The organism is Aquiflexum lacus (genome assembly GCF_015476655.1).
In the GTDB taxonomy this organism is placed as follows: domain Bacteria; phylum Bacteroidota; class Bacteroidia; order Cytophagales; family Cyclobacteriaceae; genus Aquiflexum; species Aquiflexum lacus.
The window spans coordinates 198254-225252 of sequence record NZ_JABFHF010000005.1 but is presented as its reverse complement, the minus strand read 5'-3'; the positions used below and the strand labels follow the sequence as shown (position 1 = coordinate 225252).

Genomic DNA, 26999 nt, shown 5'->3' with positions numbered 1-26999 from the left:
TTTGCAATTACAGCCTTCTATCCATACCTTCTCGCTAACTACAAATGACAGAATTTCGGAGCGTCATGCTGATCGTAGTGAAAGCCTGTCCCGTCCCGATAGCTACGGGATTAGGGGCATCTCACGAAGTCCGGAAAAAGGATGATTTTGACCAAAAGGGCAAAATATTTTTCCAATAATTCAACCGTCTAATTGTACCGCTGGAGTCCCTCGTGACTACCAATGAGGTGTTAAATGTTTCACGCAACGATCGCAGCGAATTCGCGGCGGACGCGACGTGAAAACAAGTGTCATTACTTTTCTGAATGTTTTTAAAATATTGGGAACTCGGGATGATGCCTGCCTGCCCACACTGGGTGTAATCTGCCATTACCCCCCTCCTATCCATTTGGCCTCTATTACCGGCTATATTCTATATTTAGTCACATGCTCCACCACCGCTTTTTCCACTTCCGCATAATTGGTCTGCATCAGCCAATGCCCGCCCTCCAAGGCCAGGAAAGTATAGTCGCCTTTCATGTACTTGGGGTTATTTGCCACTGCCGCGGCACCAATGGCCAGGTCATATTTTCCCCAGATCAATAAGGTAGGGGTGGTAATTTCCCCGATGGGCCAGCTTTTTCCGCCTCTGAAATTGGCACGGTAATAATTCAGGGCGGCGGTTAAGGTCTGCTTTCTTCCAAAAACGGTCAGGTAATTGTCCAACTCTTCCGGGGAACTGTTTTTCCAGAGTTTTCTGAATTTTTCAAAATTTTTCCTGCGGATAATGATTTCGGGAATAAAGGGGAACAGAAACCAGCCTATGTAGCGGCTTTTCTTTTTTTGTTCCGGATCTGTTTTGATGGCCTTGCCCAGTGCCCTGGAATGCGGCACCGATAGGGCTGTCCAACTGAGGATTCTTTCGGGATGCTGATAGACCACATTCCAGCCTACCCCCGCCCCCCAATCGTGACCGATCAGGTGGAATTTAGCCGCCTCTATGGCATCGGCCAAATGCAGGATATCTTCAGTTAACTTTTTTACGGTATAGTTTTTTACCCCCTTGGGGCAGGCATGGGCACTGTAGCCGCGCATATCCGGTGCCAGGCAGTAGAATCCCAAAGCAGCCAGCTTGTCCAACAGGCGGATCCACATAAAAGAAGTCTCCGGAAAGCCATGCAGCAGGATAATGGCCTGATTTTTTGGATCCCCTGCCACCCGGCAGTCAAATTCCAAATCCCCTACTTTAATCTGCCTAATTGCCTGCATTTTTTTGATGGTGTGTCTTGATTTGCTTGAGGTTTTTTTTCGGATTGGAAGGAACCGTAACTTATTGACGCTGACTGACTAAAGTTTTGAAAATCCACTTTTCAAACAATTTTGAGAATGTTGCTTCATTTAATTCGATTTCAATCGTCTTCGGAGTCGTGAAGGAAATTAAATTGTTTGAATAATAAGAAAGGTAGTGGATCAGTTCTGAATTTATTTCAGTTTGGGGAATTAAAGACCCCGATTCCTTAAAAAACTGGTTTTCCAGGGCACTAAGTGTTGTTTTTAGCAGCTTAAATCCATCAGGTGAAAAAAGCGCTTTGACTGAATTCAGTTTTTTATGAGAATATCTGAACATACCTTCTCCCTGATCGCCTATCATTAGCAATCCCAAATTTATCCGCTCTTGAGAAACAGCGGAAACCGGAGTATAAACAATGGAATAGGTGCTTTTCATGGTTTTTTTGTTATTAATGAGATGAATTCCCGGTATGCTTTACTTACCTGAATAATCCAATCTTGAGAAAAGATGTTTTTGGTCAAATTTTTAAAGATTTCATCTTTTTCAAATCCCAATTCCTCTGGCAATCCCTCCACTGGGTGTAATTTGCAATTACATCCTTCTATCCATACAATCAAGTTAGCTATCTGAAGTAAGGCAGGCAATTTACAGATTTAGTAGATTATTAAAGTAACGAAAAAATTAAAAGTAATAAGGAATTTATTCACCTGAAATTTCAATCAAATCAAAATACATTAATCTCATTTAAATCCTGATGACCACAATCAAAAGCCTTGGTCTTGCTTAAGATTTCCTTGCTCAGAACAGAAAAAGTACAAGTATCTAATAAAAATCCCAAAACCTTATTATTTACATCATTTTGGCTTTTTTAAGAATGGCATGCGCTTTCACCAACTCTTTACTGAAATCTACAGTAGAGCCTTTTGAAACGGATTTTTCTGCCATTTTAACAAATTTTTCTGCTTCCTTTTCTTTTAATACAGGAATGCTTTTAATAGTCAATACTGTAGCAATTTATGTTCGCAGCAAAATTCTATCTGAGTATTCGAAATATTGCACGTTCGTTTGGTTAACCAGAACTCTTAATCTTGATTAAATTTCTCAGGTTGTGGCGGGGAGGATTGACTGCGGACCGGGCCGGCAAGGGCCTTGCGCGTGGATAGGATTCCGCAGTCTTGACTTTTTTGGTTACTTTTTTTGTCAAGAAAAAAAGTAACTATATAATTGACATTTCGATACTAACATGTTTGAGAATACAAAATTTGGTAACATGCAAGAAACCGAATACTCAAAAAATTCTAAACCTGATTCAAATATACCAAGTCATATTTTCATTAATATTCATACAACATAATCTTCAAAATAGTTCTGATTATAGCCATTAATCCCCCTACTCATCCTTTTTCTTAATCAACGCAGTCGGTGTGATAGAGGGGATGCCGTTTTTGTTTTGGTACACATCATAGCCTCTGTAATTATTGGGTTTGAGGGTCTGATGGGGAACAATTCCGGGGATGCCGTTTTTGTTTTCATAGATATCCAATCCACCGTAGGGATTTTCCTTGATGGTTTTGGAAGGGGTGATGGAAGGCGCGCCATTCTGGGTGTCATACACTTCATATCCACCATGGTAGCTGGGTTTGATTACCTGGGAGGGGAATACTTCAGGGATGCCATATTGCGTCCCATATACTTCCTTGGTTCCATTACTTTGATGTTTCGGGAAGGTAGGATTTCCTGAATCCCGTTCATGGTTTTATAAACATTCAGGGTATTGGGGGCTGTGCAGGGGACTTAATGGATTTAAACCTAAATTTGTAAAAAGGTCTATTTGTTTTGTGGTCTCTGGGGTTAAACCACAAGCTGGATGAGATGCTTTATACTTTTTAACGGAATCTATAGTGTACTTTTTGTCATCTAGAATTTCTGTAATGAAGCGGTCGTGGGCTTCTATTTTATTGCTTAGTTTCTCATACTATTCTTTTTTTGGTCTAATAGCGGCCAATCAACGGCCGATTTGGCCAATTAGCGGCCAATTAATTTAAAGTATATTTTGCTCCACGTCCTTTGGCTTTTGGTGGGCTAAACACCCCAAATGCCACCAATTCACCTAATTCTTCGGTTGCTGTCGTTTTGCCAACGTCATTCAACTTTTGATAATCAGCATTAGAAATGGCAGTATTCATTTTTACAAATTGAACAGCCCTAATCTGCCTGCTATTCAACCCTAATTTTCTAAGTTGCTCCTCGTTTAAATAATCTTTGAAAAGGGTGACAACCACTCCCCCATCCAAAGGCTTTATGTCCGGTTCAGGCAAACCTGCCTCGTGGCAAGATTTATAAATCTTGAGAGTGCCTCTACCCCATGCATCAATGTAACCGGCTTTAAAGCACACATCCGCAATAATGGGGTTTCTTGGTCTGGAGCTATGATTCCTCTTTAAGGCTTCATAATCCAATCCCTCGGGAAGGCTGCCTTCATTCCAAATGGTGATTTTATTGTCATACACCCTCATTTGAACGGAACTGCTCATATAATTACGATGAACCAACGCATTCAGCAGCATTTCACGGATGGCCGCCACCGGATATTCTCCTTTTTCAATCCTTTGCAAACCTTTAAAATCAATTTGTTTTGTCAAAAACTTCCTATTTAGCTGTTCGGTTACGCTTAATAAAAGTCCTATTAGATTTCCCTCTTCGATTTCCTGAAAAGTCAGATCCTCATCTTCTCCTGTAAAACGTCCAATTTTCACTAAAATATTGGGGTAAAATTGATTTGGATCTTTACCGAATAATATGATGGCTGCCCGTTTTAGCTTCCCTTCTTTTTGTAACCGTAGTTTTTCTAAAATCTCCATTGTGCTTAGGCCCGATACATCCGGCATACGGCCACTTTCCGCGGCATCCTGCAAAAACTTCCTGACACTCGTTTCATCTATATCATCAATGGATGCTCCCACTTCCATAACATCATCCCACGTTTTCCCACCTTTCTTGAGAAGAAAGTCATTGAGTTCATTACCGGTTAATTCCAACTTACTACTCCCTGAACGGTAATAATAGCGTCCACGCAATGAAACGGGTACTGAATACGGTTTGGTAATAATTTCAATGAAATCCAGTCCGTTTCCAGTTTGTAAGTTCACATCACAAACAATACCTAAGCTGTCTCTGATTTTATTGGGTAAAGTTTCCAAAAGCAGTTTGGCATTTGCCAGACCAATTACTTTACCAGCATCGTCTTTACCGATATAAATAGTGCCTCCATTGGCATTTGCAAATCCACAAATCCATTTCAGATAGTCATTATGCCAGCTACTTTTCCATTCTATGTTTTGACTTTCTGACATAAACTATTTGGTTTCGATTCCCTTTCTAAACTCTGTCAACCAATGCTTATCAGCTGAACTGATCAATCCACAATCTTTTAATGCAACAATATATCGCTCATTTTTTAAATCAACAACAGACCTCAAATCCCCATACACCTGACGGAAAGTTTTTTATTCAATACTTAATCCCATATCATTGGCTTCACTCCTCACCCCCCCCCGATTTATCCCCCCTACTCATCCTTTTTCTTAATCACAGCAGTCGGAGTGATAGAGGGAATCCCGTTTTTGTTTTGGTACACATTCAGGGTATTGGGGGAAGTGCCGGGTTTGACGGTCGTGCTTGGAAAAATAGATGGGGTACCATTTTGGGTAGGGTATTTCTGGTAGGTCTGGGCTGAAAGGGTCAGGCAAAAGAGGAAAGAAACGAGGGTCAGGATATGGGTTTTCATGGCGATGACATTTGGATTGTAATAAATTTTATCAAAATTTGTTACAAGGAACAAAATCGCCAATTTTTATCGATGCTTGTATCAATCTTGAAACAAGTATCATTTTGTCGGAAATATTTTCTACTTTAACGACAGAAATATTATAAAAAATTGGCTATATCTACTGAAAATAAGATACTTATGAAAATGAAAAAAGCGAGAGGGGGTTCGCTGTTTTTCATAGAGGATTTTATTTCGTTTGGTAGTGCCAATACCATACAAAAGGCCTTGGATAGATTAGTCGAGAAATCTGAGATCAAAAGGGTGGCTAGAGGTATCTACTCTCGACCACAGCGAGACCCTTATATCGGTGAAGTCCACATCACTACTGAAGAAATTGCCCACGCAATTGCCAAGCGGGATAAGGCAAGAATTATCCCCACGGGTGAATTTGCTCTGCATGCCCTTGGGCTTTCTCCTCAGGTTCCTGTCAATATCGTTTACCTTACTGATGGGGCACCCCGCAAAATTCAGGCTGGGGAACAGACCATCTTGTTTAAAAAGACAAGTCCGAAAAATCTAAATGCCATAGGTAAAATCAGTATCTTGGTTATTCAGGCATTGAAAACTATCGGTAAGGATCAAGTAAGTTCAGGAGATAAAGCAAAAATCATTGCCTTGTTACAAAAAGAAGAACGACACAGGTTGGAGCATGATATGCGCCTTGCCCCAGAATGGATCCGGGAAATCATACGGGAATCACTTTCAAACCAAAAGGAAGTCTAAATGCAGGAATGGTTGAAAATCCCGGATAAAAGTAAAATCAATATCTTTAAAGACATTGAAGTAAAATCAAAACTGAAGCCCGTTGCCATCGAAAAAGATTGGTGGGTGGTCCAGACGCTCAGGCTGATTTTTGAGAAGGAGATGGCTGGGTCTTTGGTTTTCAAAGGAGGAACTTCCCTGAGCAAAGCTTGGGGAATGATTGAGCGTTTTTCCGAAGATATTGACCTGGCTTTGGATAGGAAATACTTGGGGTTTGAAGGAGACTTGGGCAAACATCAAGTCGATAAACTCCGAAGGGCTTCCCAAAATTTTGTCCGCGAAATATTTTATCCCAAGCTAAAAGAAAAATTTGAGCAGGCTGAATTATTGGATGTTACTTTTGACCTACCTGAAAGTACCCAATCAGACAAGGATCCACAGACCATAGAGTTAATCTACCCATCAGTGCTGCCACAAGTTTCCGAATACATCCGCCCAAGAGTTCTTATTGAAATTGGAAGTAGGTCTTTGTACGAACCCCTTACCCTAAGACCGATCAATAGTTTTGTGGGAGATTATTTTGCAGGAAGAACATTTGCAGATTTCCCTATCGATATCCCTTGTGTCAATGTAGAACGGACTTTTCTGGAAAAGATCTTCCTGCTCCATGAGGAATTTCAAAAACAGGAAACAAATATCAGAACCCACAGACTCAGCCGTCACCTGTATGATATCGAGCGGATCATGGATACGGAGTTTGCGGAAATCGCCTTAGCTTCCCCAGACTTATATCAGGAAATCGTCAGACACAGAAGCCGGCTTAACCGAATAAATGGTATGGATTATAAGCAGCACGCACCTAAGTATATCAACCCGATTCCTCCGGAAAATATCTTAAAAACCTGGGAAGATGATTACAAGACCATGCAGGAACAAATGATATATGGAGATTCACTTCCCTTCAAAGAAATGATTGAAAAATTAAAAACCCTCAAAGCCAAAATCAATAAATTGGATTGGGAAATAATATTAAAATAAGCTGAAAGACAAAGTGTTTGATCATTGTCTCGAAAATATCTTAATATCAACTGAATATCCAAAAATATCTGTTTTGACATGATTTGAAGGTTGTTACATGTCAGATTACGATAACCAGAATTTCACTTTCTTAAAACAACCCTCTCCCCCTACCCATTCTTTTTTCCCCTGCTTGGTGTAATTTGTAATTTCACCAAGCTATCCAAACTATCCATCTAATTCGGAAGCACTTGGAACTAATCCCAACATGAAAAAACAAGGGTAATTTTTACCGTTGTTTTTTGAACGAGGGTAAAAATTCAATAAATTTACCCTCGTTACTTTTACGAGTGTAAATTTTACTCCTGTTCCAATATATGATTAATAGAAAAATTCCATACAACGAACTCCCCCTACTTCCACCGAAGGCAGACTTGGAGACAAAACCCATCCTGTTGAAAACAATATCGGCAAGCAGGGCTTTGGCTCAATTGAACGGAGCTATTCGTAGTTTGCCCAATCCTACACTATTTTTAGATACCATTCACTTACAGGAAGCCAAAGCAAGTTCTGCCATTGAAAATATCATTACTACCAATGATGACCTTTACCAGGCCCTTATTGCTGATAAAAAATTTGACAGTCCGGAAACCAAAGAAGTTCTTAGATACAAGGAGGCACTTTGGTTGGGGTTGGAACGGATGAAATCAAGGCCCTTTATCACTACTAATCTCTGCATAGAATTGGTACAGATCATCAAAGGAAATACTGCTGGAATCCGAAATACCCCCGGAACAACTTTAGCCAATCCCAATGGAGAGGTAATATACACGCCCCCAACGGGAGAACCTGTGATCAGAGAAAAATTGACCAACTGGGAGAAGTTCATCAATGAAAATGAATCCTTTGATCCTTTGATCAAAATGGCGCTGTCACATTATCAATTTGAGGCGATTCACCCATTCGCCGATGGAAATGGCCGTACGGGTAGAATTCTGCTATTGCTATTTCTCAAGCAAACAGGACTGCTCGATATACCGGCGATATACCTCAGTGAATACATCATTCAGCATAAAAACGATTACTATCGCTGCCTGAGGGAAGTAACAGAAAATCAGAATTGGGAGGATTTTATCCTCTACATGCTGGAAATGGTCGAAAGCACGGCCAATCACGGGTTGAAAAGACTGGAACAGGTAACCCAACTGATGGAATCAACTGCTGAAAGTATCCGCAATACATTGCCAAAGGTTTATTCCAAGGAATTGATAGAGGTAATTTTCAGACTTCCCTACACCAAAAGGCAATCATTGATTGATGTAGGCCTGGGAACTCCAAAAACCGTAGGAAACTACCTGAGTGCTTTGGAAGATAAAGGTTTCCTGAATTCCAAAAAGGTAGGAAAGGAAAAACTCTACCTCAATACTGCTTTAATGAAAATTCTTGAACATAGCTCCCTTGACCAATGAGACCAACCAGCCTAAGATAAATAAGCTATATTCCATTTTTATAACTATCTCTAAATGTGTCACCAGTACCCTAATTAATCTCCCTCTGGGTGTAATTTGCAATTACACCCCCCTTACTCATCCTTTTTCTTAATAACAGCAGTCGGTGTGATAGAGGGAATCCCGTTTTTGTTTTGGTACACATTTAGGGTATTGGGGGAAGTGCCGGGTTTGACTGTCGCGCTTGGAAAAATAGACGGGATACCATTTTGGGTGGGGTATTTCTGGTAAGTCTGGGCTGCAAGGGTCAGGCAGAAGAGGAAGGAAATGAGGGTCAGGATTTGGATTTTCATCAGATTAAACCTAAACGTTCTTTTTCTTTTTTAACTTTTTCAGCCCTTTTTGCTTTCATATTTTCATAATTTTCTTTTCCATAAATTTTATGGAAATACTCATCATCTACCAACGGGATATGAGAATCTTTATCAGAATCAAGATAGAGATTCCTTAAATCCCTATCTAATTCTTCATCTGAAATATTCATTTTATCTTTTGACATATTAAAATATATTTAAATTTCCTTAACCAGTGGTAAAAATCATCGGAATTTTATCCTTTGAAGATGCAATTAGCCCTAAAAGGGGTGGTCAATATCATCGGAAAAAGGTGGTCAACATCACCGGAACAGGTGGTCAAGATGGATCTTAATATGCAGTTAAACTCACTATTTCAAATATTGAAAACCATCATTGGGCGAGCGACGATGTTTTTTCTTGTTTCAAATTTTTAGAAAGTTCAAAAATCCATAAAACTCTTTGCCTGCCTCCAGTTTTTACCCAAAATCGGTTTGGCAGCTGAAGTCTCACCATTTGATGCTTCACCGGAAAAATGACAGAATTTTTCCGGGAAATCAGCATTTCCAAAATAATTCCAGGATTTAAATGCTTGGTAAGAAAATGGTCTTTCTGGATTAAAATCAATTTGTTCACCTGTCCTGATACAATACCCTACATGAATATCCTCTTGATGATATTTACTTTTAGATGCTGAAAAGTTTAAACTAGCTTTTTCCTTATCAGGATTGTTGTATTCCTTTTTTTGGTTGTTGTAATTGATTTCAATTTCTTCCCTAGAAGGTTTTCCTTTAAATTTTAAATCATCATTTTCTTTTAAAACATCGGGGAATTTATTTAACCTAGGACTTATGTCAAATTTGTTCCTTATGAATTCATGTGATTGGTCCAACAAAGTTTCTGCGCCCAGATATTTGGTTTTTAATCCCATAAGTGATTTTTGAATAATTGGTCTTCTAACAAAAACACAAGGGTGGTTTTCGGTTAAATCCCATGAAAAATTAAAGACGTCTGAATCAAAACTTCCATTGAAGGTGTATGAAAATTGCGTTTCTTTATATATACCATACTCAATATTATTTTTAAATGAAAAATCATAGAGATTAACTGAGGTAGTTACACCCATCTTTTCATTTCCGTAATATTTAGCGTGTAGGTTTTTAACATATACAATACTTATTTTTGGAAACTTTTTGAAAAAATCAAAATCCTCCCTTGAAAGGCTTTTGCTGTATAAACCTTCGTTTTTTCCAAAAATCAGAATTATATGAAGATCAGGGTTTTTTTCATGTTTGTTAAACATTTCTTTAAAATAGTCATCTAGTTTTATAAAAGGTGATACTATCATAAGTGTTTTTTTAGCCTTATAAATTATATCTGTGATCACCTCTTCAAGTTCTTTCCCTGTTATAAATTTTCCCATTTTGGTGTTTTATTGTTCCAACTGTTTACAATGTAATTATTAGTAGCAGAAAGTGCCAACCTGATTTAAACCTTTTATTTATGGTTCTGACCTATAGCTGATTAATTTCTTGTCCTTTGACATCTCTATACAAAATTCTATTCTTTACCCTTGTATACTATTTATCTTCGAGTATTATCCATTTCTTTTGTGAAATGGAGGGCAGGCCATTTTGGGTGTCATACACTTCATATCCTCCATGGTAGCTGGGTTTGATTACCTGGGAGGGTGAGATATCCGGGATGCCATATTGCATCTCATAGACCTCCTTTGTTCCATTGGGCTGCACCCTGATGGTTTGGGAAGGTAGGATTTCCGGAAATCCTGTTATTGTTTTGATACACATTCAATGTATTGGGGGCTGTTTGAAGGTCGTGCTTGGATTAATAGACGGGATTCCGTTTTGGGTTGGGTATTTCTGGTAAGTCTGGGCTACAAGGGTCAGGCAGAAGAGGAAGGAAACGAGGGTTAGGATATGGGTTTTATGGCGTTAACATTTGGATTTATTTATTTCAAAATGTCTAAAGTTCGTCTAAATGTCTAAATTTAATGAAGACCGTATAGTATAAATTACTATATATCAATTAGATATAATAAAATCCGTCTAAGTATTTGTCTAAATCCCGTCGATAAATGTCTAAACATTCAGCTTAGACATCTTCCATGTTTTGCCTTCAGGTACAATTAATCCTTCTCTTCTCATCTTTTGAAGAATATTGCGTACTTTATTTCTTTTTTGGTCAATACCCAGAACGTCGGGTAGTTTGTCTAATAGAACCTTCTCAAAATCTTCTCTTCGACCTTCACCAAATTTTTGAATATAATCCAATATCATTTTTTGGCAGTATGCATCATCAATGCCACGTTGTTTAATATAATCTGCTTTTTCTCCAGTAACTTTTGCAACAGTAGCAGAAATATGAAAATTAGGTTTTCTGCCTTCAATCAATCCTTTAGCCTTTAGTTCTTTAATCTCCGATTCATTGAGTTTCTTTCCTTTAGAAACTTTGTCCAAAGCAATAATATCCAGCAATCCCAAATCAGGCATAGACGCAACCTTTCGTGCATAATTCAGATCCATCACCTTCCCAGTAATTATAAGTTTTACCTTTTTGCCCCCGAATTCATATTCCGGCATTGGAAAAAACTTCTTCCTCTGAATGTTAAACATACGCTTGATGCCACTTCCAATAGCATCAATCATATTCAGATTGATCATGGCTTCTACTAGAAAAGGGTTTCTGTAAGTGGGTTCGGGTGCATCGGCAACCTCCATCTAATGTCAGAAAAGTATAATCTCCTTTCATATACTTATGATTGTTTTTTATTCTAACTAGAATCCCTGCATCATCAAAAAAATCCCCCCTACTCATCCTTTTTATTAATAACAGCAGTCGGAGTGATAGAGGGAATCCCGTTATTGTTTTGGTACACATTCAGAGTATTGGGGGCTGTTTGACGGTCGTGCTAGGATTAATAGACGGGATACCGTTTTGGGTCGGGTATTTCTGGTAAGTCTGGGCTGCAAGGGTCAGGCAGAAGAAGAAAGAAACGAGGGTCAGGATATGGGTTTTCATGGCGATGACATTTGGATTTATTTAAGTAATGGTCCTTCTTGTTTTGACTTTACTTTTTAACACTCTCCAAATCTTCGATCAGTTCATAGATATTAGATGATGGGTTTTGAAAAAGTTGTGAGGTCTTTGCTCTTTCGCAGGCTTTCTTACATTCAGCATCCAGTTTTTCCCGGAGATTTTTATCAATCACCCCTTTCTTGTATTGGTTCCTGTTCCGATTTGATAGCTCTTTGATACAATCATTGGTAGATATGACAGCTTTTTGGTTCGTGTAATGATACAAAAACCATAATTCAATCGATGGGTTTGAAATAATCATTTTGGCACCAACAATTTTTCTTTTAAAGTTTCCAAAGAGTCATTTATAATCGGTACCGCATCAAACCTTCCCTGAAGGTATGCTTTTTCCAAGTCCATAGTATCTCTAAAGTCGCTGAAATCATAAAGAGAATATACATCTGTAGAAGCATCCTCTTTTTTATTCACAAAGTAAATCTGGTCTTTCCGCATTTTCTTGAGATCCAAAAATTTGGTGTTGTGTGTGGTGCAAAGCAATTGGGCACTCTTGCTTGCTCTAAAGAAATTGAAGATATACTCAATGATTTTCGGATGAAGGCTCTCCTCTATTTCATCAATTAGCAATATCTTGTTGTTTTTTACAATATCCATGATAGTCAGCATGATGAAAAACAACTTAATAGTACCTTGGGATTCCTCCGTCAAGAAGTCAAAACCTTTCTGCGGGTCTCTCTTATGAAATGTTGTAATTTGAAGTCTTTCTTGAACAACTTCTTCAACAGTCACCGTCAAAGTATCCAGATTGGCATTGAAGTTTTTTCCAGGTTGTTTCAATGATCTGATTTTAACATCAACGATATCACTATCAGCGATTTTCAATGCATCAATCAATAGCTCTGTATTTTCCTTACTAAGCTTTTCAATCGCAGAGATACCAAAACCTAAATATTGAAGGATAAATGTATTGTGAAAGTAATTGAAAATCTCCTTAGGAATTTCTCTGTCCATTTGACTTGCTCTGCTGATGTAGAGCGTTTTGTTTGATGTATTTTCGGCCACATCCATGGGTCTTTTGATGACATCTCTAAAAGTGTAAATATCGCTCTTCTCTTTCCCTTTTCTTTCATCTCGGGTAAAGACTTCCTTGATTCTTCCCTTTGGATAAAAGTGTAAACTTTCTTCTATAATTTGATTAGTGGTTAGACTAAAAGCGTATTCATACTCGATTTCATTGGATATAAAGCGGATAAAATACTTACTAGGTTTATTACTGAAACCGTTAAACTTAAAAGGCTTGAAATTGAAAACCGTATTTTCATTATGCATGTGTGATCTAAATACCAGGGTGTTACAAAAACGGATAGCCTTGATCACATTGCTTTTCCCTGAAGCATTGGCGCCATACATCACGATAGTTTTAAGGATATCGGTTTTCTCATGGTGAAACACATTGTCAGCTAATGCTCTCGCATTGGCTGATTTGATATTTGCAGCTCGAAAATCAATACAGACTTCATCCTTAATGGAGAAAAAATTACTCAATCGGATTTCTAATACCATTTTAATAGTCTTATATGTAAAATTTTTTCAAATATAAACATTAAAATTACTATAATAAACTTTTTGTTTCCTCCGCTGGGTGTGATTTGCAATTACCCTCCCCCCCTACTCATCCTTTTTCTTAATCACAGCAGTCGGAGTGATAGAGGGAATCCCGTTTTTGTTTTGGTACACATCGTAGCCTCCGTGGGTATTGGGTTTGAGGGTCTGATGGGGAACAATGCCGGGAATGCCGTTTTTGTTTTCATAGATATCCAATCCCCCATAAGGATTTTCCTTGATGGTCTTGGAAGGGGTGGCAGAAGGCAGTCCATTTTGGGTGTCATATATTATTACATTGTTTGTATAGATGATTTAATGAAAAATAAACTAAAAAATACTTATTGATGAATTTTATCAAAAAGCAACTTAAAAATAAATCCATCTCTTTCCCCAATTCTTTTATCTTTGAGAAATGCTTTTTTCAACCAGATTTTAAATGAAGGAATCCAAACTCACCCTCTCCCAACTCGAACAGTACCTTTCCAAAGCCGCGTGGATCTTAAAAGGTCCGGTGGATGCTTCGGATTTTAAGGTGTATATTTTTCCCTTGCTGTTTTTCAAAAGGCTTTCTGATGTCTATGATGAGGAATATCAGCAAGCTTTGGAAGAATCAGGAGGAGATATTGAATATGCGATGTTGCCTGAATTCCATAGGTTTGAAGTGCCGATTGGCTGTCATTGGAATGATGTAAGGCAGACGACAACCAATGTAGGGCAAGCGATCGAAAAAGCTTTCAGAGGAATAGAACAGGCCAATCAGGAATTGTTATATGGGATTTTTGGTGATGCGCAATGGAGTAATAAGAACAAACTTTCTGATAGATTGCTGATTGATCTGATAGAGCATTTTTCACAATACAACCTTTCCAACTCACTGGTAGAACCGGATATCCTTGGGCAAGCTTATGAGTATTTGATCAAGCACTTTGCTGACTTGACCAATAAGAAAGCTGGGGAATTCTATACCCCACGGTCAGTAGTCCATTTATTGGGATTGATCTTGGATCCACATGAGGGAGAAAGTGTATATGATCCTGCTTGTGGCACAGGTGGTATGTTATTGGAATGTGTGGATCACCTACGGGAAGCAGGGGAAGATTACAGAACGCTGACCCTTTATGGGCAGGAGAAAAATCTTACCTCCAGTTCCATCGCAAGAATGAATATGTTCCTGCATGGAATTGAAGATTTTCAGATTGTAAGGGGAGATACTTTACGGAATCCTGCTTTCTTTTCTGCGGATGGATTAAAAACTTTTGACTGTGTGATTGCTAACCCGCCTTTTTCCTTAGATGATTGGGGAAGTGAAAATTGGGTGAACGATCCATACGGAAGAAATATAGCAGGAGTGCCACCGAAAGGCAACGGAGATATGGCTTGGGTGCAGCACATGATCAAGTCCATGAACAGCACAGGCCGAATGACTGTGGTTCTGCCCCATGGTGCCTTGTTCCGAAAAGGTGCAGAAGGAAGAATCCGAGAAGCTTTACTCAAACAGGATTTGTTGGAAGCGGTGATTGGGCTTGGTTCCAATATCTTCTATGGCACCCAATTAGCAGCTTGTGTGATGGTATTCAAGCAGAACAAGACTGCGGAGAAAAAAAGAAAAGTGCTATTCATTGATGGTTCTGATCAGGTGAGAGTGGGCAGGGCACAAAATTTCCTTGAACCTGAAAATGTCAAGCAAATATTCACCTGGTTCAAAGAATTTCAGGATGTGGACAATTATGTCAAAGTAGCCTCCTTGGAAGATATTGAAGAGAACGACTACAACCTGAATATGCCGCTTTATGTAGAAAAGGTCATAGAGGATAACCTGCCTTCTGTAGAAGAGGCTTTGGCGGATCTGAAAAAAGCATGGGAGGAAAGTCAAAAGGCTGAGGAAAGATTTAAAAAGATTCTATTAAAGTTCACCACAGATATCTCAGATTGACACAGATTAAAATCTGAGAAAATCTGTGGAATCTGTGGTGAAAACTATATTGAAACTGGAATTGATTTAATACAACTTCAAGTACCTAAATATTATAGTTCATGGAATTGAATGATTTGTCATATAAAATTATCGGATGCGTTTATAAGGTACATGGCGCTTTGGGACCTGGATTGTTGGAGTCAACCTATGAAGTATGTTTGGAATATGAACTATTGAAATCCGGGATTTTTGTCGAGAGACAGAAAGTGCTTCCTGTGGAGTATGACAACAAATTGCTGGAAGCAGGTTACAGGATAGATCTTTTGGTAGAAAAAAAGATAATTTTGGAATTGAAGGCTGTAGATGAAATTGCATCAATTCACAAAGCCCAAGTCATGACCTATCTCAAATTATCAGGTTTGAAACTTGGACTCTTGCTGAACTTTAATGTACAGGATATGAAAAAAGGAATTAACAGAATTATAATGTGAATGATTGCACCGCAGATTGCTCAGATTAACACAGATAAAATTCTGAGTAATTTTTGGTCAAAAAATTATTGTAAATGAAGAATAAAACAAATTACACTTTAGCTAAAAACCAACACTAAAATAAGAATCTGTGCAAATCTGTGTAAATCTGTGGTGAACCAACTGTATAAATCTGTGGTAAACAAAATAATATGACCCAACAAGAACTCGAAAAATACCTTTGGGGTGCGGCGAAGATATTGAGGGGCACCATCGATGCGGGAGATTATAAGCAGTATATCTTTCCACTGCTTTTCTTCAAGCGGATCTGTGATGTGTATGAGGAGGAGTTTGAGAATGCACTGAAAGAAAGTGACGGCGATATGGAATATGCAGCTTTTGCAGAAAACCATCACTTTCAGGTGCCTGAACAATCGCATTGGAATACCGTGCGGGAAACTACCACCAATGTGGGAATGGCCCTGCAAAATGCCATGCGAGAAATCGAAAAAGCGAATCCAGATACACTTTACGGGATTTTTGGCGATGCCAGTTGGACCAATAAGGAAAGGCTTTCTGATGCTACGCTGATCAACCTGATCGAACATTTTTCCAAACAAAAGCTCAACTTGAGTGCGGTTGCGGATGATAAGCTGGGGAATGCTTATGAATACCTGATCAAGGAATTTGCGGATGACAGTGGACATACGGCTGCGGAGTTTTATACCAACCGGACGGTGGTGAAGCTGATGACCAAAATCATGGACCCCCAACCGGGAGAGTCAGTCTATGACCCGACCTGTGGATCGGGTGGTTTATTGCTGAACTGTGCCCTTCACCTCAAAGAAGAAGGAAAGGAATACCGAACACTCAGGCTTTATGGACAAGAGATCAATCTGATTACTTCGGCCATTGCTAGGATGAATATGTTTATGCATGGCATAGAGGAGTTCAGTATAGTGCGGGGAGACACTTTGGCCCAACCTGCTTTCTTGGAGCATGATGAACTGAAGAAATTCAATGTCATCCTGGCCAACCCACCCTACTCTATCAAGGCTTGGGATAGAAAAGGTTTTGAAAATGATCCTTATGGCAGGAATGCTTGGGGAACTCCGCCACAGGGATGTGCTGATTATGCTTTTCAGCAGCATATACAAAAGAGTTTGGATGAAAGGAATGGACGGTCTATTTCCCTTTGGCCACATGGAATCCTATTTCGGGAATCAGAAGGTGAAATGAGAAAAAAGATGATCGAAGCAGACTTGGTGGAATGTGTCATTGGCTTGGGACCAAATCTGTTTTATAATTCTCCAATGGAAGCTTGTTTGTTGATTACCAAAACCAACAAGAGTGAAGAAAGAAAGGGAAAGGTACTTTTCATCAATGCAGTGCATGAAGTGAAACAGGAGAAAACTATTGGATACCTACTGGATAATCATCTTGATAGGATTTTTGAGGCTTATCAACGATTTGAGGATATAGACAATTTTGCAGCAGTAGTTTCAATAGATGATATACTGGATAATAAAGGCAACATGGCAATTAGTCTGTATGTTAGGCCTGAAAAGGCGGAGGCTGATTCGATTCTCCCTTTTCCACTTGCTTATGAAAACTGGGAAAGCCAAGGGGAAGAACTTAAAAGTAGTATGAATCAGCTTTTTGAAATTTTAAAAGGGTAATGGAAGAAGTAATGAACTATACCGATTTGAATATTGATAAGTCAAATTGGAAGCTGGTCAAATTCGGCGATCTAGTAGCCGAACCTAAAGAAATTTGCAAGGATATCATTGCTGAAAGTATTGAGCATGTGGTAGGTTTAGAACATATTGACTCAGGAGATTTTCATCTTCGCAAGTCTGCTACAATAGAAGAAAGTACCACCTTTACTAAGAAGTTCCGAAAAGGTGATGTGCTGTTTGGCAGAAGAAGGGCTTATTTAAAAAAAGCTGCTCAAGCAGAATTTGATGGAATTTGTTCCGGAGATATTACTGTCTTAAGAGCCAAAAAAGAGCTTTTGTCAGAGTTGCTTCCCTTTATCGTTCACAATGAAAAGTTTTTTGATTATGCTATCAAGCATTCAGCAGGAGGACTATCTCCCAGGGTAAAATTTAAAGACCTAGCCAACTACGAATTCCTCCTTCCCCCCAAAGCCGAACAGGCTCGCTTGGCTGAATTGCTTTGGGTGATGGATGAGGTGATTGAGAGGGAGAGGGAGGTTTTGGAGAGGTTAAAAAAGAAGTTGAAGGCTTTTATTTGGCAAATCTTTACTTCACACATTGATCATGATTTAGACAAGAAACCATTAAAGTGTAAATCTCTTTTTCAAACTTTTTGGGAAGAGCGAGAATTTCCTGTTGGTTGGCTGACTATTAAACTCTCTGATGTTATTTCCGACTTTCAAAACGGTTTTGCTGAGGGGCAACGAGATGATAATGGCATTCCTCAGTTAAGAATGAACAATGTAACTAGAGAAGGTAGAATTGATTTAGAGAAAGTGGCAATGATTCCTTTTAGGATTAATATTGAAAGATATTTAATCGAAGTTGATGATGTTCTTTTTTGTAATACTAATAGCGAAGATTTAGTAGGGAAAAGCATATTGGCAACAGATGAAATAGTTGGCTTTACGTTCAGCAATCATTTTACCCGCTTACGAGCCAATAAAAATATAATAACCCAAAAATTCCTCTATTTATGGTTGAAGTTTCACTTTGATATTGGACTATTTGAAAGACTTTGTACCAAATGGATAGGTCAAGCTGCAGTACAATCTGAAAGCTTATTAAGATTGCAAATAATTGTTCCAAGCTTAAAGGAGCAGGAATATGCAGGAGAGTATTCGAAAAAAATTGAGGATAGTATTATTAATGTGGAGTCAAAAATATTAACATCCCGTAACCTCCAAAAATCCCTAATCAATCAAATTTTCTAAATATATGAAGTACATACGACCAATAGTTGGAGAAAAGTCTTTTACTTGCCCGCATTGTAATACAGTTTCTATGCAAAGTTGGTGGTCCCGGTCATGGGATGGTTATACTGAACAATTACAATCTTCAAACCCTTTGTGGATAGGAACATGCCATAATTGTGAAGAATCGACAGTTTGGGTAAATGGAAAATTGAGGTACCCAAACAGTGGAAGTGCTCCATTCCCTAATTCAGATATGCCAGAATCCGTTTTGAAATTGTATAATGAAGCTTCAATTATCCATAATCAATCCCCTAGAGGTGCGGCGGCTTTACTGCGACTTGGAATTCAGATTCTTTGTAAAGAACTAGGAGAAGAAGGTAAGAATATCAATACAGATATTGGCAAAATAGTCAAAAGAGGCCTACCACCAATGGTTCAAAAAGCGCTGGATTCAGTCCGGGTAATTGGAAATGACGCAGTGCATCCTGGCCAGATTGATACCGATGATCCAGAAACCGTTGGAAAACTTTTCTCTTTAACGAATCTGATTGTGGAGTATATGATCACGCTACCAAAGCAGGTAGATGAAATCTATAATGGATTGCCAGAAGAAAAGCTTAAAGGAATTGAAGGTAGAGACAATAAAAAGAAAGATGAGTGATTTTTTTAAAAGCCAATATGTCTTTTCTCTTATCAAAGGTGAAGAGAAATATAAATTAACCAATGAGATGGTGGTTCAGGCGTCACTACATGAAAAACCTCAATATTTCATAAGAATTTCAAATGCAAAAGAAGAAGACTACACTTCGGGTTTAGAATCAAATCAGCCAAAGATTTTCTCTATTAAATTTAAAGATGAATTTTGTTATGTAGGTTACGCACATGGTCCATTGATATCACGTCTTACCCAAGATTTAGCCAAATCGATAGCTAAAGCTTACATGAAAGAAAGTGGTTTTGAAACAGAGGAATTGATTTTGGATGTTTTTGAATTTATACCATTCGCCGATGTTTCTAGAACCGAAACACGAAATTTCTATCAAAGTATTCAGTCGGAATTAGTTTTTCTAATCAAAACCAAAACGGTTAATTGGCCAACTCTTCAGAAACAAATCGGCCTATCAAACCATAATCGAGAGGATGCAAAAAAATTAGCATTAGAAATGTTTGAAACAATTAAGTAATGGATACCAACTATTTTGAACCTGATCCTATAATGTCCTCTTACCAAATTCTTTCGTCAGAGGAATTTGTGAGAACTTACTTAGTTAAAGGGGATTTTGGTCCAGAGGTTCCCGAAGAGATAAGATTAAGTTACGAAATGCATATTGGGTTTATTGTGAAATTCATTGAAGTGATTTTTGAAAAAGAATCTTAACTAAATTTTATAACATTAACCATGAGTGAATTAAAATCAAATGTCGCTGACTTAGATTTCGACGACCCCAGAGTAATTGAAGAACAAAACAACCGAAAACTCACTGCGGATAAAATCAGACAAATATTAAGTAAGGTTGAAAATAATCCAGCCGATTCTTCAAAACGCTGGGTTTGGGAATTGATCCAAAATGCCAAAGATGTTCCAAATATAGCATTTGGGAGAGTTTCTATTCAACTGACCTTGACTAAGGAAAAATTGATTTTTAAACATAATGGAGACCCCTTTACCCTTAAGAATATTTTTAGTTTGATTCAGCAAGTCAGTTCCAAGGATTCTACCAATGCAGATGAAGAAGTGACAGGTAAATTTGGAACTGGATTTATCAGTACCCACCTATTATCCAAAATCATCGAGGTAGAAGGTGTTGTAAACCATCGAGGTATTCATAGAAAATTCAAGTCATTATTAGATCGATCAGGAAATACATCAGAGGAAATGCTTCCAAAGATCGAGAAAGCCCTAAATCATATTCGCGATATTGAAAATGATGAGTTTTTCCCAAAAATCCCTGAATATGAATTGCATCGGGAAGAAGATTCACTTGATACTATTTTTACTTATTTCTTAGATACAGAGGAGCGCTTATCCTTTGCTGAAGAAGGCCTTAAGGATCTAGTCAATACTCTGCCATTAACCTTGGTATACCTACCAAAAATCAAAGAAGTGGAAGTTTTAAATGAAATTGAAGAAACTGAAATTTCATTTACAAGTGAGTTGAAGGAACAAAAAGATGAGATTTCAAGGTATACTGTGACAATTTACAAAGATGGTGAATTTGACCAAGATCATAATTTCATTACTTATTCGACTCCTGAGGTTTCATTGGCTGTGGAAGTTGAAGATTTTGAAAACATGAAATTAATTCCTCATGATGCCAAAAATCCCAGACTTTTTAGAGATTTTCCTCTAATAGGCTCTCAAAAATTTCACTTTCCATTCATCCTAAACGGATTTAAATTTAATCCGACAGAGGATAGAGATGGTATTTTGCTTCATAGTAAAGACGGTATTGATGCCGTCCAGAATCGGAATATTATTGAAAATGCATATGAGGCAGCTACAGAATTTACTAATTGGCTAATTAACAACGATGCCAAAAACAGATTCATTACAGTCTTTTCTAGACTTCCAGATGAAAAATGGAGTGATGCCAGTAGACCATGGATTGAAGAACAAATCGAAGGCTATCGAGAGTTTATCTATAATTCAGAAGTTGTTGAGACAGGTGAGGCTGGAATAGTAAAACCTTTGAGTGGCTCTTTTATTCCTAAGTATGGTTTGAGTCATGAGTCTAAACTTGCTTTTTATGAATTGGTGAAATTTTTCAAAGGAGCTTCACAGGTTCCCCATGAAAGTAACATTCTAGAATGGATAGAATTTGTTGGGCCTACCTCGGAAGAAGAATTATGGCCTGAAAAGATTTATTACGGGTTAGAGGATTTATTGAGTGAGCTATCAGAATTAAAATCGGTTCAGGCAGTCTCCGAGTTATTGAAGATTAAAAAGGAAAAAGTCCGAGAATGGATTAATCAGTTAATTCAATTTTTGGTAGATAATAGGGAGTCAGAACTGCTTAATGAGTACTCTATAATTCCTAATCACAATAATAATTTCTTGTTGTTAGAAGACCTGTACTTGGAGGATACTGATGACCCAATTGCTGATGAGTTTTTGGATTTAGTGGTTCCGTTTGATGATGATTGGAGGAATTGTATCATTCATAGCTCTATCAAATTAAAAGGTATCTCGGTCGAAATGCTTGGCTTATCTGACCTTTCAGCTAAGATAAATGAGGTATTAAAAGAGAAGATATCTCTGTCTGGAAATAGGTTTAAATGGAAGTTTAAAGAAAGAGAAAACTCAAAAGATCTTTTAATTCAAATTCTTCAGCTACTAGGAAAAGATTCTAAATCTGATAGTTTTAAGAATCAAATATTTTATTTCGGTAAGGAGATTTTTGGGTATGAGGCTGAATTAATACCAATTGACCATATAGAAACGTTTCGATATGAACATGCTTTGAAATTTTTCATTGAATTAATCAACAATCAAATCGAGGAAACTGAAAATATTTCTGGATTAGCAGACTGTTTGAAAATTGGGGAAAAAGAAGCTAAGGGATGGATTGATGAATATCTGAATCTTCTGAAAGGAAAAGCTGATTTCGAATCATTAATTAAATATGGCGCAATAGTACCAAATCGATATGGTGATTTTTGTGCGTTTGAAGATTTGAAAAATTTTGGATCACCAGAAATTCCCTTAGATGAAAAACTCCTGGATATTCTATATGAATTGGATGAAAATGAAGATTGGAGAATTGATTTGATTCATGAGTGTATTTCAATTCCGATGGCTGAAACCATCAAGTTTGAAGAATTAGGAAGCAGAGTCCAAGAGCTTGCATTTGAACTTCAGAAAAATGACTTATCAGAGCCTGAAATTGGCCATTTGGAAAAATACAGAAATTGTCTTCTGGATTTAATTGAATGGTCAAATAAAGATGAAAGAGCTGAAAAGTATTTGAAGTCATTCAAAGAAAAATCTAATGAACTTTTTTATAAACTAACTATGAGGAATTCCAACGTCACGTTAGATGAAATCAAGATGTTGGCTGATCCAGACAACAAGGTACTTTTGAGGCAAATCTCAAATTCAACGATCCCAAAAAAGGAAATAATGGACTTGATATCTAGAGCAGAAATGCTTGGGTCCGCTTCCCAACTTCTTCAATATGCAGATGACCTTGTTTCAGAAAAGCAAAATATGGATTGGCTTCTTAAAGTAGGTTCAGAAGTAGAATTAGCCTTTATGAAAGCTTTAAAAAACGAATCACTTCGTGGGGAATTAATCCATACCGGTGCAGGATCCTTTGACTTTAAATTAACCAATACTAAAAATGGAAAGGTTTTTTACATTGAATTAAAATCCTATGCTTATGGATCCTTAAAACCATTGAGGTTTGCCCCAAGTCAAGCAGATAGGGCGATAAATTCAAAAGGGGACTTTGCTATTTGTTTGATTGAAAGACCACAAAACAATTCGATAACGATAGATTACATTAAAGAGAACACCAAAGCTATCATAAAAGGATTTAATCTTTTTATATCAGGATATAATGATTTTCTTACTTACAAAAAAATCATTGGCAGGGAAGAAAATTTTGATTCTAAACTTCGCCTAATTCTATTGGAAAAAGAAAGAATAGAAATTCAAAAATCTAAATTACTGAAGCAAGCAGGTTCTTTTCACGACATGATTCAGAAAATAACTAGACAAATATTTTAAGTCAATCAAAATTTTCCTCAATTTTAAGAATATTTCATTTAAAGTCTTTATTAATTCTACACGGATGATTTAAGCAACAGTAAATAACCTAATGCTATTTATTTAGTTTTTTTTTAATGGTTACAATGTCAAATAGAAATTTCTAATTTTGTTTTATGGGAGCGACAGAACAAATAAAAAGTTTGATCAAGCATTTTGGAGAAGGGGATGATGAACGATTCATTTCATCCGCCTTGCAGATTGCTGCTGCCGAAGCCCAAAAGGGACATACTGCCTTGGCCCAGGAATTAAAATCACTGATTGACAAGGCAAGGTTAAAACGAAGCCAACCATTTGCAGACAGAAGCAAAACAGTCCCCATTCTTCCCAGTCAGCGTGATTTAAAAGAATTGCTGGATGTTTTCCAACCTGTGATCAAGCTGAAAGACATGGTCCTGGAACCCGATGCCAAGGCATCTCTGGAAAGCCTGATCAAAGAACAAAACAACTGGCAACTTCTACGTCAATACAATCTGCAACCTAAGAGAAAACTTCTGCTTTCCGGCCCTCCGGGATGTGGCAAGTCCATGACTGCACAGGCCATTGCAGGGGAATTGGGTATTCCTGTTTTTATTGTGCGTTTGGATGGACTTGTTTCCAAGTTTATGGGAGAGTCTATTGCCAAGCTTCGGGTGATTTTCGATGCTATGGTTAATCATCGTGGCGTTTATCTTTTCGATGAATTTGATTCTATTGGTAGCCATCGAAATCAAGGACAGGATGTAGGAGAAATCAAGCGGGTGTTGAACTCTTTCCTGATCAATATAGAAAAAGACCAAAGCAATAGCATCATTATCTGTGCAACCAATCTTCCTGAGATGCTGGATAAGGCATTATTCAGAAGATTTGATGAAGTAATAGAATTTCCCCTTCCCACAGAGGAAGAAATCATTTTGATGATTGAAAAACAATTGCAGGCTTTTTCATTTAGTGAGCCTTTGGAGATACATAAAATAGCAAAACAGTTTTTAGGACTTAATTTTTCGGATATCGTTCGAGCTTGTGAAGAAACTATCAAAGCCATGATTTTAGACGGGCAAAATAAACTTCAACCGCAAGACCTGATCGATGCCCTTTCCAAAAGAAAGTAATCGATGGCACAGGAACCCAAGCGACATTTAATTGGAATAGAGCGATTTGCAAGAGGTCAGGATTATACTTATCCGAGGACAGTTGTATCGCGCTTTCCGATTGTAAACCGCGACAGGACTATCCACGGGAATCGGATAAAGAGGGAAATTGAGGCGATCAAAGAACGATTTGAATTGAATCAGGACCAAGAAATTGCAGAGGGTTTGGTCCGAGATGAGGTGGTTTATGTAGAGTTTTTTTCGGGGTGGGGATATGAATTAAAATTTGAGCAACTTCATTCAGATACAAGAGGAGGTTATCAAATCCTAAAAGTTTCTAAAGAAAGTCTCATTTTCGAAGAACGGGAGGAAATCCGATATAAGGTTTTGGTCATGTTGTCGAAGCGGGGGGTGGCCCATTTTTTAAAAAGAGTAGAGGATTTTTTGACTAAAAACACTAAAAAAGATGGGGTTGATACCGGAATACCACAAGCCCAACCACTCATAGCTAATTTGGGAGAAGTTAAATTGGCTACTCTACAAGCTTTCTGGGTTGATGTTGATAGCTATTCCTTTCCTGAACCAACTCAAGAAGTTTGGTGGGAAGTTTGGTTCAGACAATCTGCATATCAAAAAGATAGAATTGAAAGTCAATTAGAAAATACAGGATTAAACTTTAGCTATAGAGAGCTGGTCTTTCCTGAACATATCATTCGAATGATAAAAGGAACTGCGGAACAATTGGCTTCTTCTGTTTTTCTTTTGGATAGTCTTGCGGAACTTAGAAGGCCACAAGAAATCAATGATTTTATCACCGGGGATCGTGTTACTTACCAAGATGAACAGGCTTGGTTGCAAGATTTGATTTCCCGTGCTGAGGTAGGATCAAATAATGATGGAATCAATGTTTTTGTTTGTCTTTTTGATTCAGGTTTGACGCATCGTCATCCTCTAATCGAACCCCTTGTAAATGCATCAAACCTGCACGCTTGGATGTCAGATTGGGGAGTAGAAGATACAGGTGCTGATGGAGGGCATGGTACAGGTATGGCCGCATTGGCCCTCTTTGGGGATTTGACAGAGGTGCTAGCAAGTTCTGGACCCATCAGAATTATTCACGGAATTGAGTCATTTAAAATCGTTCAACCTAGGGTTGCTACTGATAAAGAATTACATGGCGTAATTTACTTGGATGGACTTTCAACAGTTTCTATTTCAAATCCCGATGCGAAAAGGATATTTTGTATATCAGTCACTAATGATGGTATAATTAATTCGGGTCGGCCAAGTTCAGCTTCCAGTACTTTGGATCGGATATCGTTTGGAAATGCATTTGAAGGCGCTGCTCCACAATTGATTCTAGTAAGTGGTGGTAATGTAGGGTTAAATAATCATGGTGACTATCCTGATCAAAACTATATACAAAGCATTCAAGATCCTGGACAAGCATATAATGTCTTGACCATTGGTGCATTCACTGCAAAGGATAGACTTTCCGCACCTGGAAGATATACACCAATTGCTCGATTAGGAGAAATGTCACCAAGAAACTCTACCTCTGGGATGTGGGAACCCCAATGGCCGAATAAACCTGATTTGGTTTTGGAGGGAGGAAACATGGTAACTGATGGATTCTTTCTGAGCTCCCATGATGAATTGGATCCATTATCGATAGATAAGAATTTTTCAGCCAGATTATTTCGACCTTTTGGAGGAACAAGTGCTGCGGTAGCTTTTGCATCAAAAATAGCAGCCGAAATACTTGCTGCTTATCCTGATTTTTGGCCCGAAACAATCAGGGGATTGATGGTACACTCAGCCGAGTGGACACCTCAAATGCTTAATGGAAAAGATATCAATAACCAAGGACAAAGAAGATCTCTTTTGAGATCAATAGGTTATGGTGTTCCTAATTTAAACCGAGCGCTTTACAGTGCAGGAAATATGCTGACACTGATTGCGCAAGCATATATAAGGCCTTTCCAGTTAAGCGGTAACAATGTTCGGTATAATGAATATCATCTTTACGAAATCCCTTGGCCGACAGAAGTTTTGCAAGATCAATTGTATGATAGGGAAGTGACAATAAAAGTTACTTTATCTTATTTTATTGAACCCAATCCTGGAGCAAGAGAATATGCAAAAAACTTTTCCTACCATTCACATGCTTTAGACTTCAAATTAATTAAGCAAGGTGAAACCCCTGCTGAATTTGAAAGAAGGGTTTCCGCAGCTGCACAAATGGAAGAAGATGCAGAAGTCCCAAATTTGAGCGAGGAAGATTGGACCATCAAAGAAAGGGTTAGAAGCAAAGGCTCCTTAAAAAAAGATTTCTTGAAGACCAATGGTGCGACATTGGCCTCCAGAAATATACTGGCTGTTTATCCAAAGGGCGGATGGTATAAGAGCAGAAGAAATTTGGAAAAATACAACGAAAGCGTAAGGTATTCTTTAATTGTTTCTATTGAAACACCCGAAACTGAAGTGGATATCTATACTCCTGTTGAAAATATCATCTCAATACAGGTACCAATTGCCAATCAAATTGGTCAAGGTGGGTAATCAAGGCAATAGATTTTGGTAA

At 38.1% G+C, this 26999-nt stretch carries 28 protein-coding genes and 1 pseudogene; 15 read left to right on the top strand and 14 right to left on the bottom strand.

Going from position 1 to position 26999, the window contains the following annotated elements:
- Positions 1-44: 44 nt before the first annotated feature.
- Positions 45-179, top strand: coding sequence for a hypothetical protein (locus HMJ38_RS25520; RefSeq protein ID WP_262892875.1), 135 nt, complete (start codon positions 45-47; stop codon positions 177-179).
- A 226-nt stretch (positions 180-405) separates the two neighbouring features.
- Here HMJ38_RS25520 and HMJ38_RS07100 read toward each other — a convergent pair whose 3' ends face one another.
- The 6 genes from HMJ38_RS07100 to HMJ38_RS07075 all read right to left on the bottom strand — a co-directional run bounded on the left by HMJ38_RS07100 (position 406) and on the right by HMJ38_RS07075 (position 5057).
- Positions 406-1248, bottom strand: a complete 843-nt coding sequence (locus HMJ38_RS07100; RefSeq protein ID WP_194973681.1) for an alpha/beta fold hydrolase — start codon at positions 1246-1248, stop codon at positions 406-408.
- A 61-nt stretch (positions 1249-1309) separates the two neighbouring features.
- A complete protein-coding gene (locus tag HMJ38_RS07095; protein ID WP_194973680.1) occupies positions 1310-1705 on the bottom strand; it encodes a DUF3037 domain-containing protein in 396 nt (131 codons plus the stop codon).
- Between the two features lie 414 nt (positions 1706-2119).
- Positions 2120-2272: a hypothetical protein gene (locus HMJ38_RS07090; RefSeq protein ID WP_194973679.1), complete on the bottom strand. Its 153-nt coding sequence runs from the start codon at positions 2270-2272 to the stop codon at positions 2120-2122.
- Between the two features lie 388 nt (positions 2273-2660).
- Positions 2661-2885, bottom strand: coding sequence for a hypothetical protein (locus HMJ38_RS07085; protein WP_194973678.1), 225 nt, complete (start codon positions 2883-2885; stop codon positions 2661-2663).
- 421 nt (positions 2886-3306) lie between these two features.
- Positions 3307-4623 (bottom strand): ATP-binding protein, encoded by a 1317-nt coding sequence (locus HMJ38_RS07080; RefSeq protein WP_194973677.1) that lies wholly within the window; start codon positions 4621-4623, stop codon positions 3307-3309.
- A 215-nt stretch (positions 4624-4838) separates the two neighbouring features.
- On the bottom strand, positions 4839-5057 hold the full coding sequence (locus HMJ38_RS07075; protein WP_194973676.1) for a hypothetical protein: 219 nt from the start codon (positions 5055-5057) through the stop codon (positions 4839-4841).
- A 180-nt stretch (positions 5058-5237) separates the two neighbouring features.
- Here HMJ38_RS07075 and HMJ38_RS07070 point away from each other — a divergent pair, with 180 nt between their 5' ends.
- The 3 genes from HMJ38_RS07070 (at position 5238) to HMJ38_RS07060 (ending at position 8287) form a co-directional block, all read left to right on the top strand.
- Positions 5238-5822 carry a DUF6088 family protein gene (locus HMJ38_RS07070; protein ID WP_194973675.1) on the top strand — a complete coding sequence of 195 codons (585 nt, stop codon included), beginning with the start codon at positions 5238-5240 and terminating at the stop codon, positions 5820-5822.
- Complete coding sequence (locus tag HMJ38_RS07065; RefSeq protein ID WP_228779927.1) at positions 5823-6839, top strand: nucleotidyl transferase AbiEii/AbiGii toxin family protein; 1017 nt, start codon at positions 5823-5825, stop codon at positions 6837-6839.
- Positions 6840-7195: 356 nt separating this feature from the next.
- Positions 7196-8287 (top strand): Fic family protein, encoded by a 1092-nt coding sequence (locus HMJ38_RS07060; protein WP_194973674.1) that lies wholly within the window; start codon positions 7196-7198, stop codon positions 8285-8287.
- A 113-nt stretch (positions 8288-8400) separates the two neighbouring features.
- On the opposite strand, the gene HMJ38_RS07055 is transcribed toward HMJ38_RS07060, so the two are convergent.
- From HMJ38_RS07055 to HMJ38_RS07020, 8 genes are all read right to left on the bottom strand, one after another.
- The gene (locus tag HMJ38_RS07055; protein WP_194973673.1) at positions 8401-8619 is read right to left on the bottom strand and encodes a hypothetical protein; all 219 of its coding nucleotides are present in this window, start codon (positions 8617-8619) and stop codon (positions 8401-8403) included.
- Complete coding sequence (locus tag HMJ38_RS07050; protein ID WP_194973672.1) at positions 8619-8825, bottom strand: hypothetical protein; 207 nt, start codon at positions 8823-8825, stop codon at positions 8619-8621. The genes HMJ38_RS07055 and HMJ38_RS07050 overlap by 1 nt, the downstream gene beginning before the upstream one ends.
- A 236-nt stretch (positions 8826-9061) precedes the next feature.
- A complete protein-coding gene (locus HMJ38_RS07045) occupies positions 9062-10042 on the bottom strand; it encodes a phospholipase D-like domain-containing protein (protein WP_194973671.1) in 981 nt (326 codons plus the stop codon).
- 157 nt (positions 10043-10199) lie between these two features.
- Complete coding sequence (locus tag HMJ38_RS07040; protein ID WP_194973670.1) at positions 10200-10427, bottom strand: hypothetical protein; 228 nt, start codon at positions 10425-10427, stop codon at positions 10200-10202.
- A gap of 291 nt (positions 10428-10718) precedes the next feature.
- Positions 10719-11357, bottom strand: coding sequence for an ATP-binding protein (locus HMJ38_RS07035; RefSeq protein WP_194973669.1), 639 nt, complete (start codon positions 11355-11357; stop codon positions 10719-10721).
- A 350-nt stretch (positions 11358-11707) separates the two neighbouring features.
- Positions 11708-11977, bottom strand: a complete 270-nt coding sequence (locus HMJ38_RS07030; protein WP_194973668.1) for an RloB domain-containing protein — start codon at positions 11975-11977, stop codon at positions 11708-11710.
- Positions 11974-13236 (bottom strand): AAA family ATPase, encoded by a 1263-nt coding sequence (locus tag HMJ38_RS07025; protein ID WP_194973667.1) that lies wholly within the window; start codon positions 13234-13236, stop codon positions 11974-11976. Before HMJ38_RS07025 ends, HMJ38_RS07030 begins: the two co-directional genes overlap by 4 nt.
- 105 nt (positions 13237-13341) lie before the next feature.
- Complete coding sequence (locus tag HMJ38_RS07020; protein ID WP_194973666.1) at positions 13342-13494, bottom strand: hypothetical protein; 153 nt, start codon at positions 13492-13494, stop codon at positions 13342-13344.
- A 220-nt stretch (positions 13495-13714) separates the two neighbouring features.
- Here HMJ38_RS07020 and HMJ38_RS07015 point away from each other — a divergent pair, with 220 nt between their 5' ends.
- The 11 genes and pseudogenes from HMJ38_RS07015 (at position 13715) to HMJ38_RS06970 (ending at position 26977) form a co-directional block, all read left to right on the top strand.
- Positions 13715-15211 carry a type I restriction-modification system subunit M gene (locus HMJ38_RS07015; RefSeq protein ID WP_194973665.1) on the top strand — a complete coding sequence of 499 codons (1497 nt, stop codon included), beginning with the start codon at positions 13715-13717 and terminating at the stop codon, positions 15209-15211.
- A gap of 101 nt (positions 15212-15312) precedes the next feature.
- Positions 15313-15684 carry a GxxExxY protein gene (locus HMJ38_RS07010; protein ID WP_194973664.1) on the top strand — a complete coding sequence of 124 codons (372 nt, stop codon included), beginning with the start codon at positions 15313-15315 and terminating at the stop codon, positions 15682-15684.
- Between the two features lie 191 nt (positions 15685-15875).
- On the top strand, positions 15876-17342 hold the full coding sequence (locus tag HMJ38_RS07005; protein ID WP_194973663.1) for a type I restriction-modification system subunit M: 1467 nt from the start codon (positions 15876-15878) through the stop codon (positions 17340-17342).
- The gene (locus tag HMJ38_RS07000; RefSeq protein ID WP_194973662.1) at positions 17342-18595 is read left to right on the top strand and encodes a restriction endonuclease subunit S; all 1254 of its coding nucleotides are present in this window, start codon (positions 17342-17344) and stop codon (positions 18593-18595) included. The genes HMJ38_RS07005 and HMJ38_RS07000 overlap by 1 nt, the downstream gene beginning before the upstream one ends.
- A 4-nt stretch (positions 18596-18599) precedes the next feature.
- Positions 18600-19238: a DUF4145 domain-containing protein gene (locus tag HMJ38_RS06995; protein ID WP_194973661.1), complete on the top strand. Its 639-nt coding sequence runs from the start codon at positions 18600-18602 to the stop codon at positions 19236-19238.
- Positions 19231-19761 (top strand): hypothetical protein, encoded by a 531-nt coding sequence (locus HMJ38_RS06990; RefSeq protein ID WP_194973660.1) that lies wholly within the window; start codon positions 19231-19233, stop codon positions 19759-19761. Before HMJ38_RS06995 ends, HMJ38_RS06990 begins: the two co-directional genes overlap by 8 nt.
- Entirely contained in the window at positions 19761-19955 is a 195-nt protein-coding gene (locus HMJ38_RS06985) for a hypothetical protein (RefSeq protein ID WP_194973659.1), read from the top strand. The genes HMJ38_RS06990 and HMJ38_RS06985 overlap by 1 nt, the downstream gene beginning before the upstream one ends.
- A gap of 21 nt (positions 19956-19976) precedes the next feature.
- A pseudogene (locus HMJ38_RS25765) lies at positions 19977-20363 on the top strand (sacsin N-terminal ATP-binding-like domain-containing protein); the annotation flags it as partial.
- A 174-nt stretch (positions 20364-20537) separates the two neighbouring features.
- Positions 20538-23306, top strand: coding sequence for a hypothetical protein (locus HMJ38_RS06980; RefSeq protein WP_194973658.1), 2769 nt, complete (start codon positions 20538-20540; stop codon positions 23304-23306).
- Positions 23307-23461: 155 nt separating this feature from the next.
- On the top strand, positions 23462-24436 hold the full coding sequence (locus HMJ38_RS06975) for an AAA family ATPase (RefSeq protein WP_194973657.1): 975 nt from the start codon (positions 23462-23464) through the stop codon (positions 24434-24436).
- 3 nt (positions 24437-24439) lie between these two features.
- Positions 24440-26977 carry a S8 family peptidase gene (locus HMJ38_RS06970; protein WP_194973656.1) on the top strand — a complete coding sequence of 846 codons (2538 nt, stop codon included), beginning with the start codon at positions 24440-24442 and terminating at the stop codon, positions 26975-26977.
- The last annotated feature ends 22 nt before the right edge of the window (positions 26978-26999 follow it).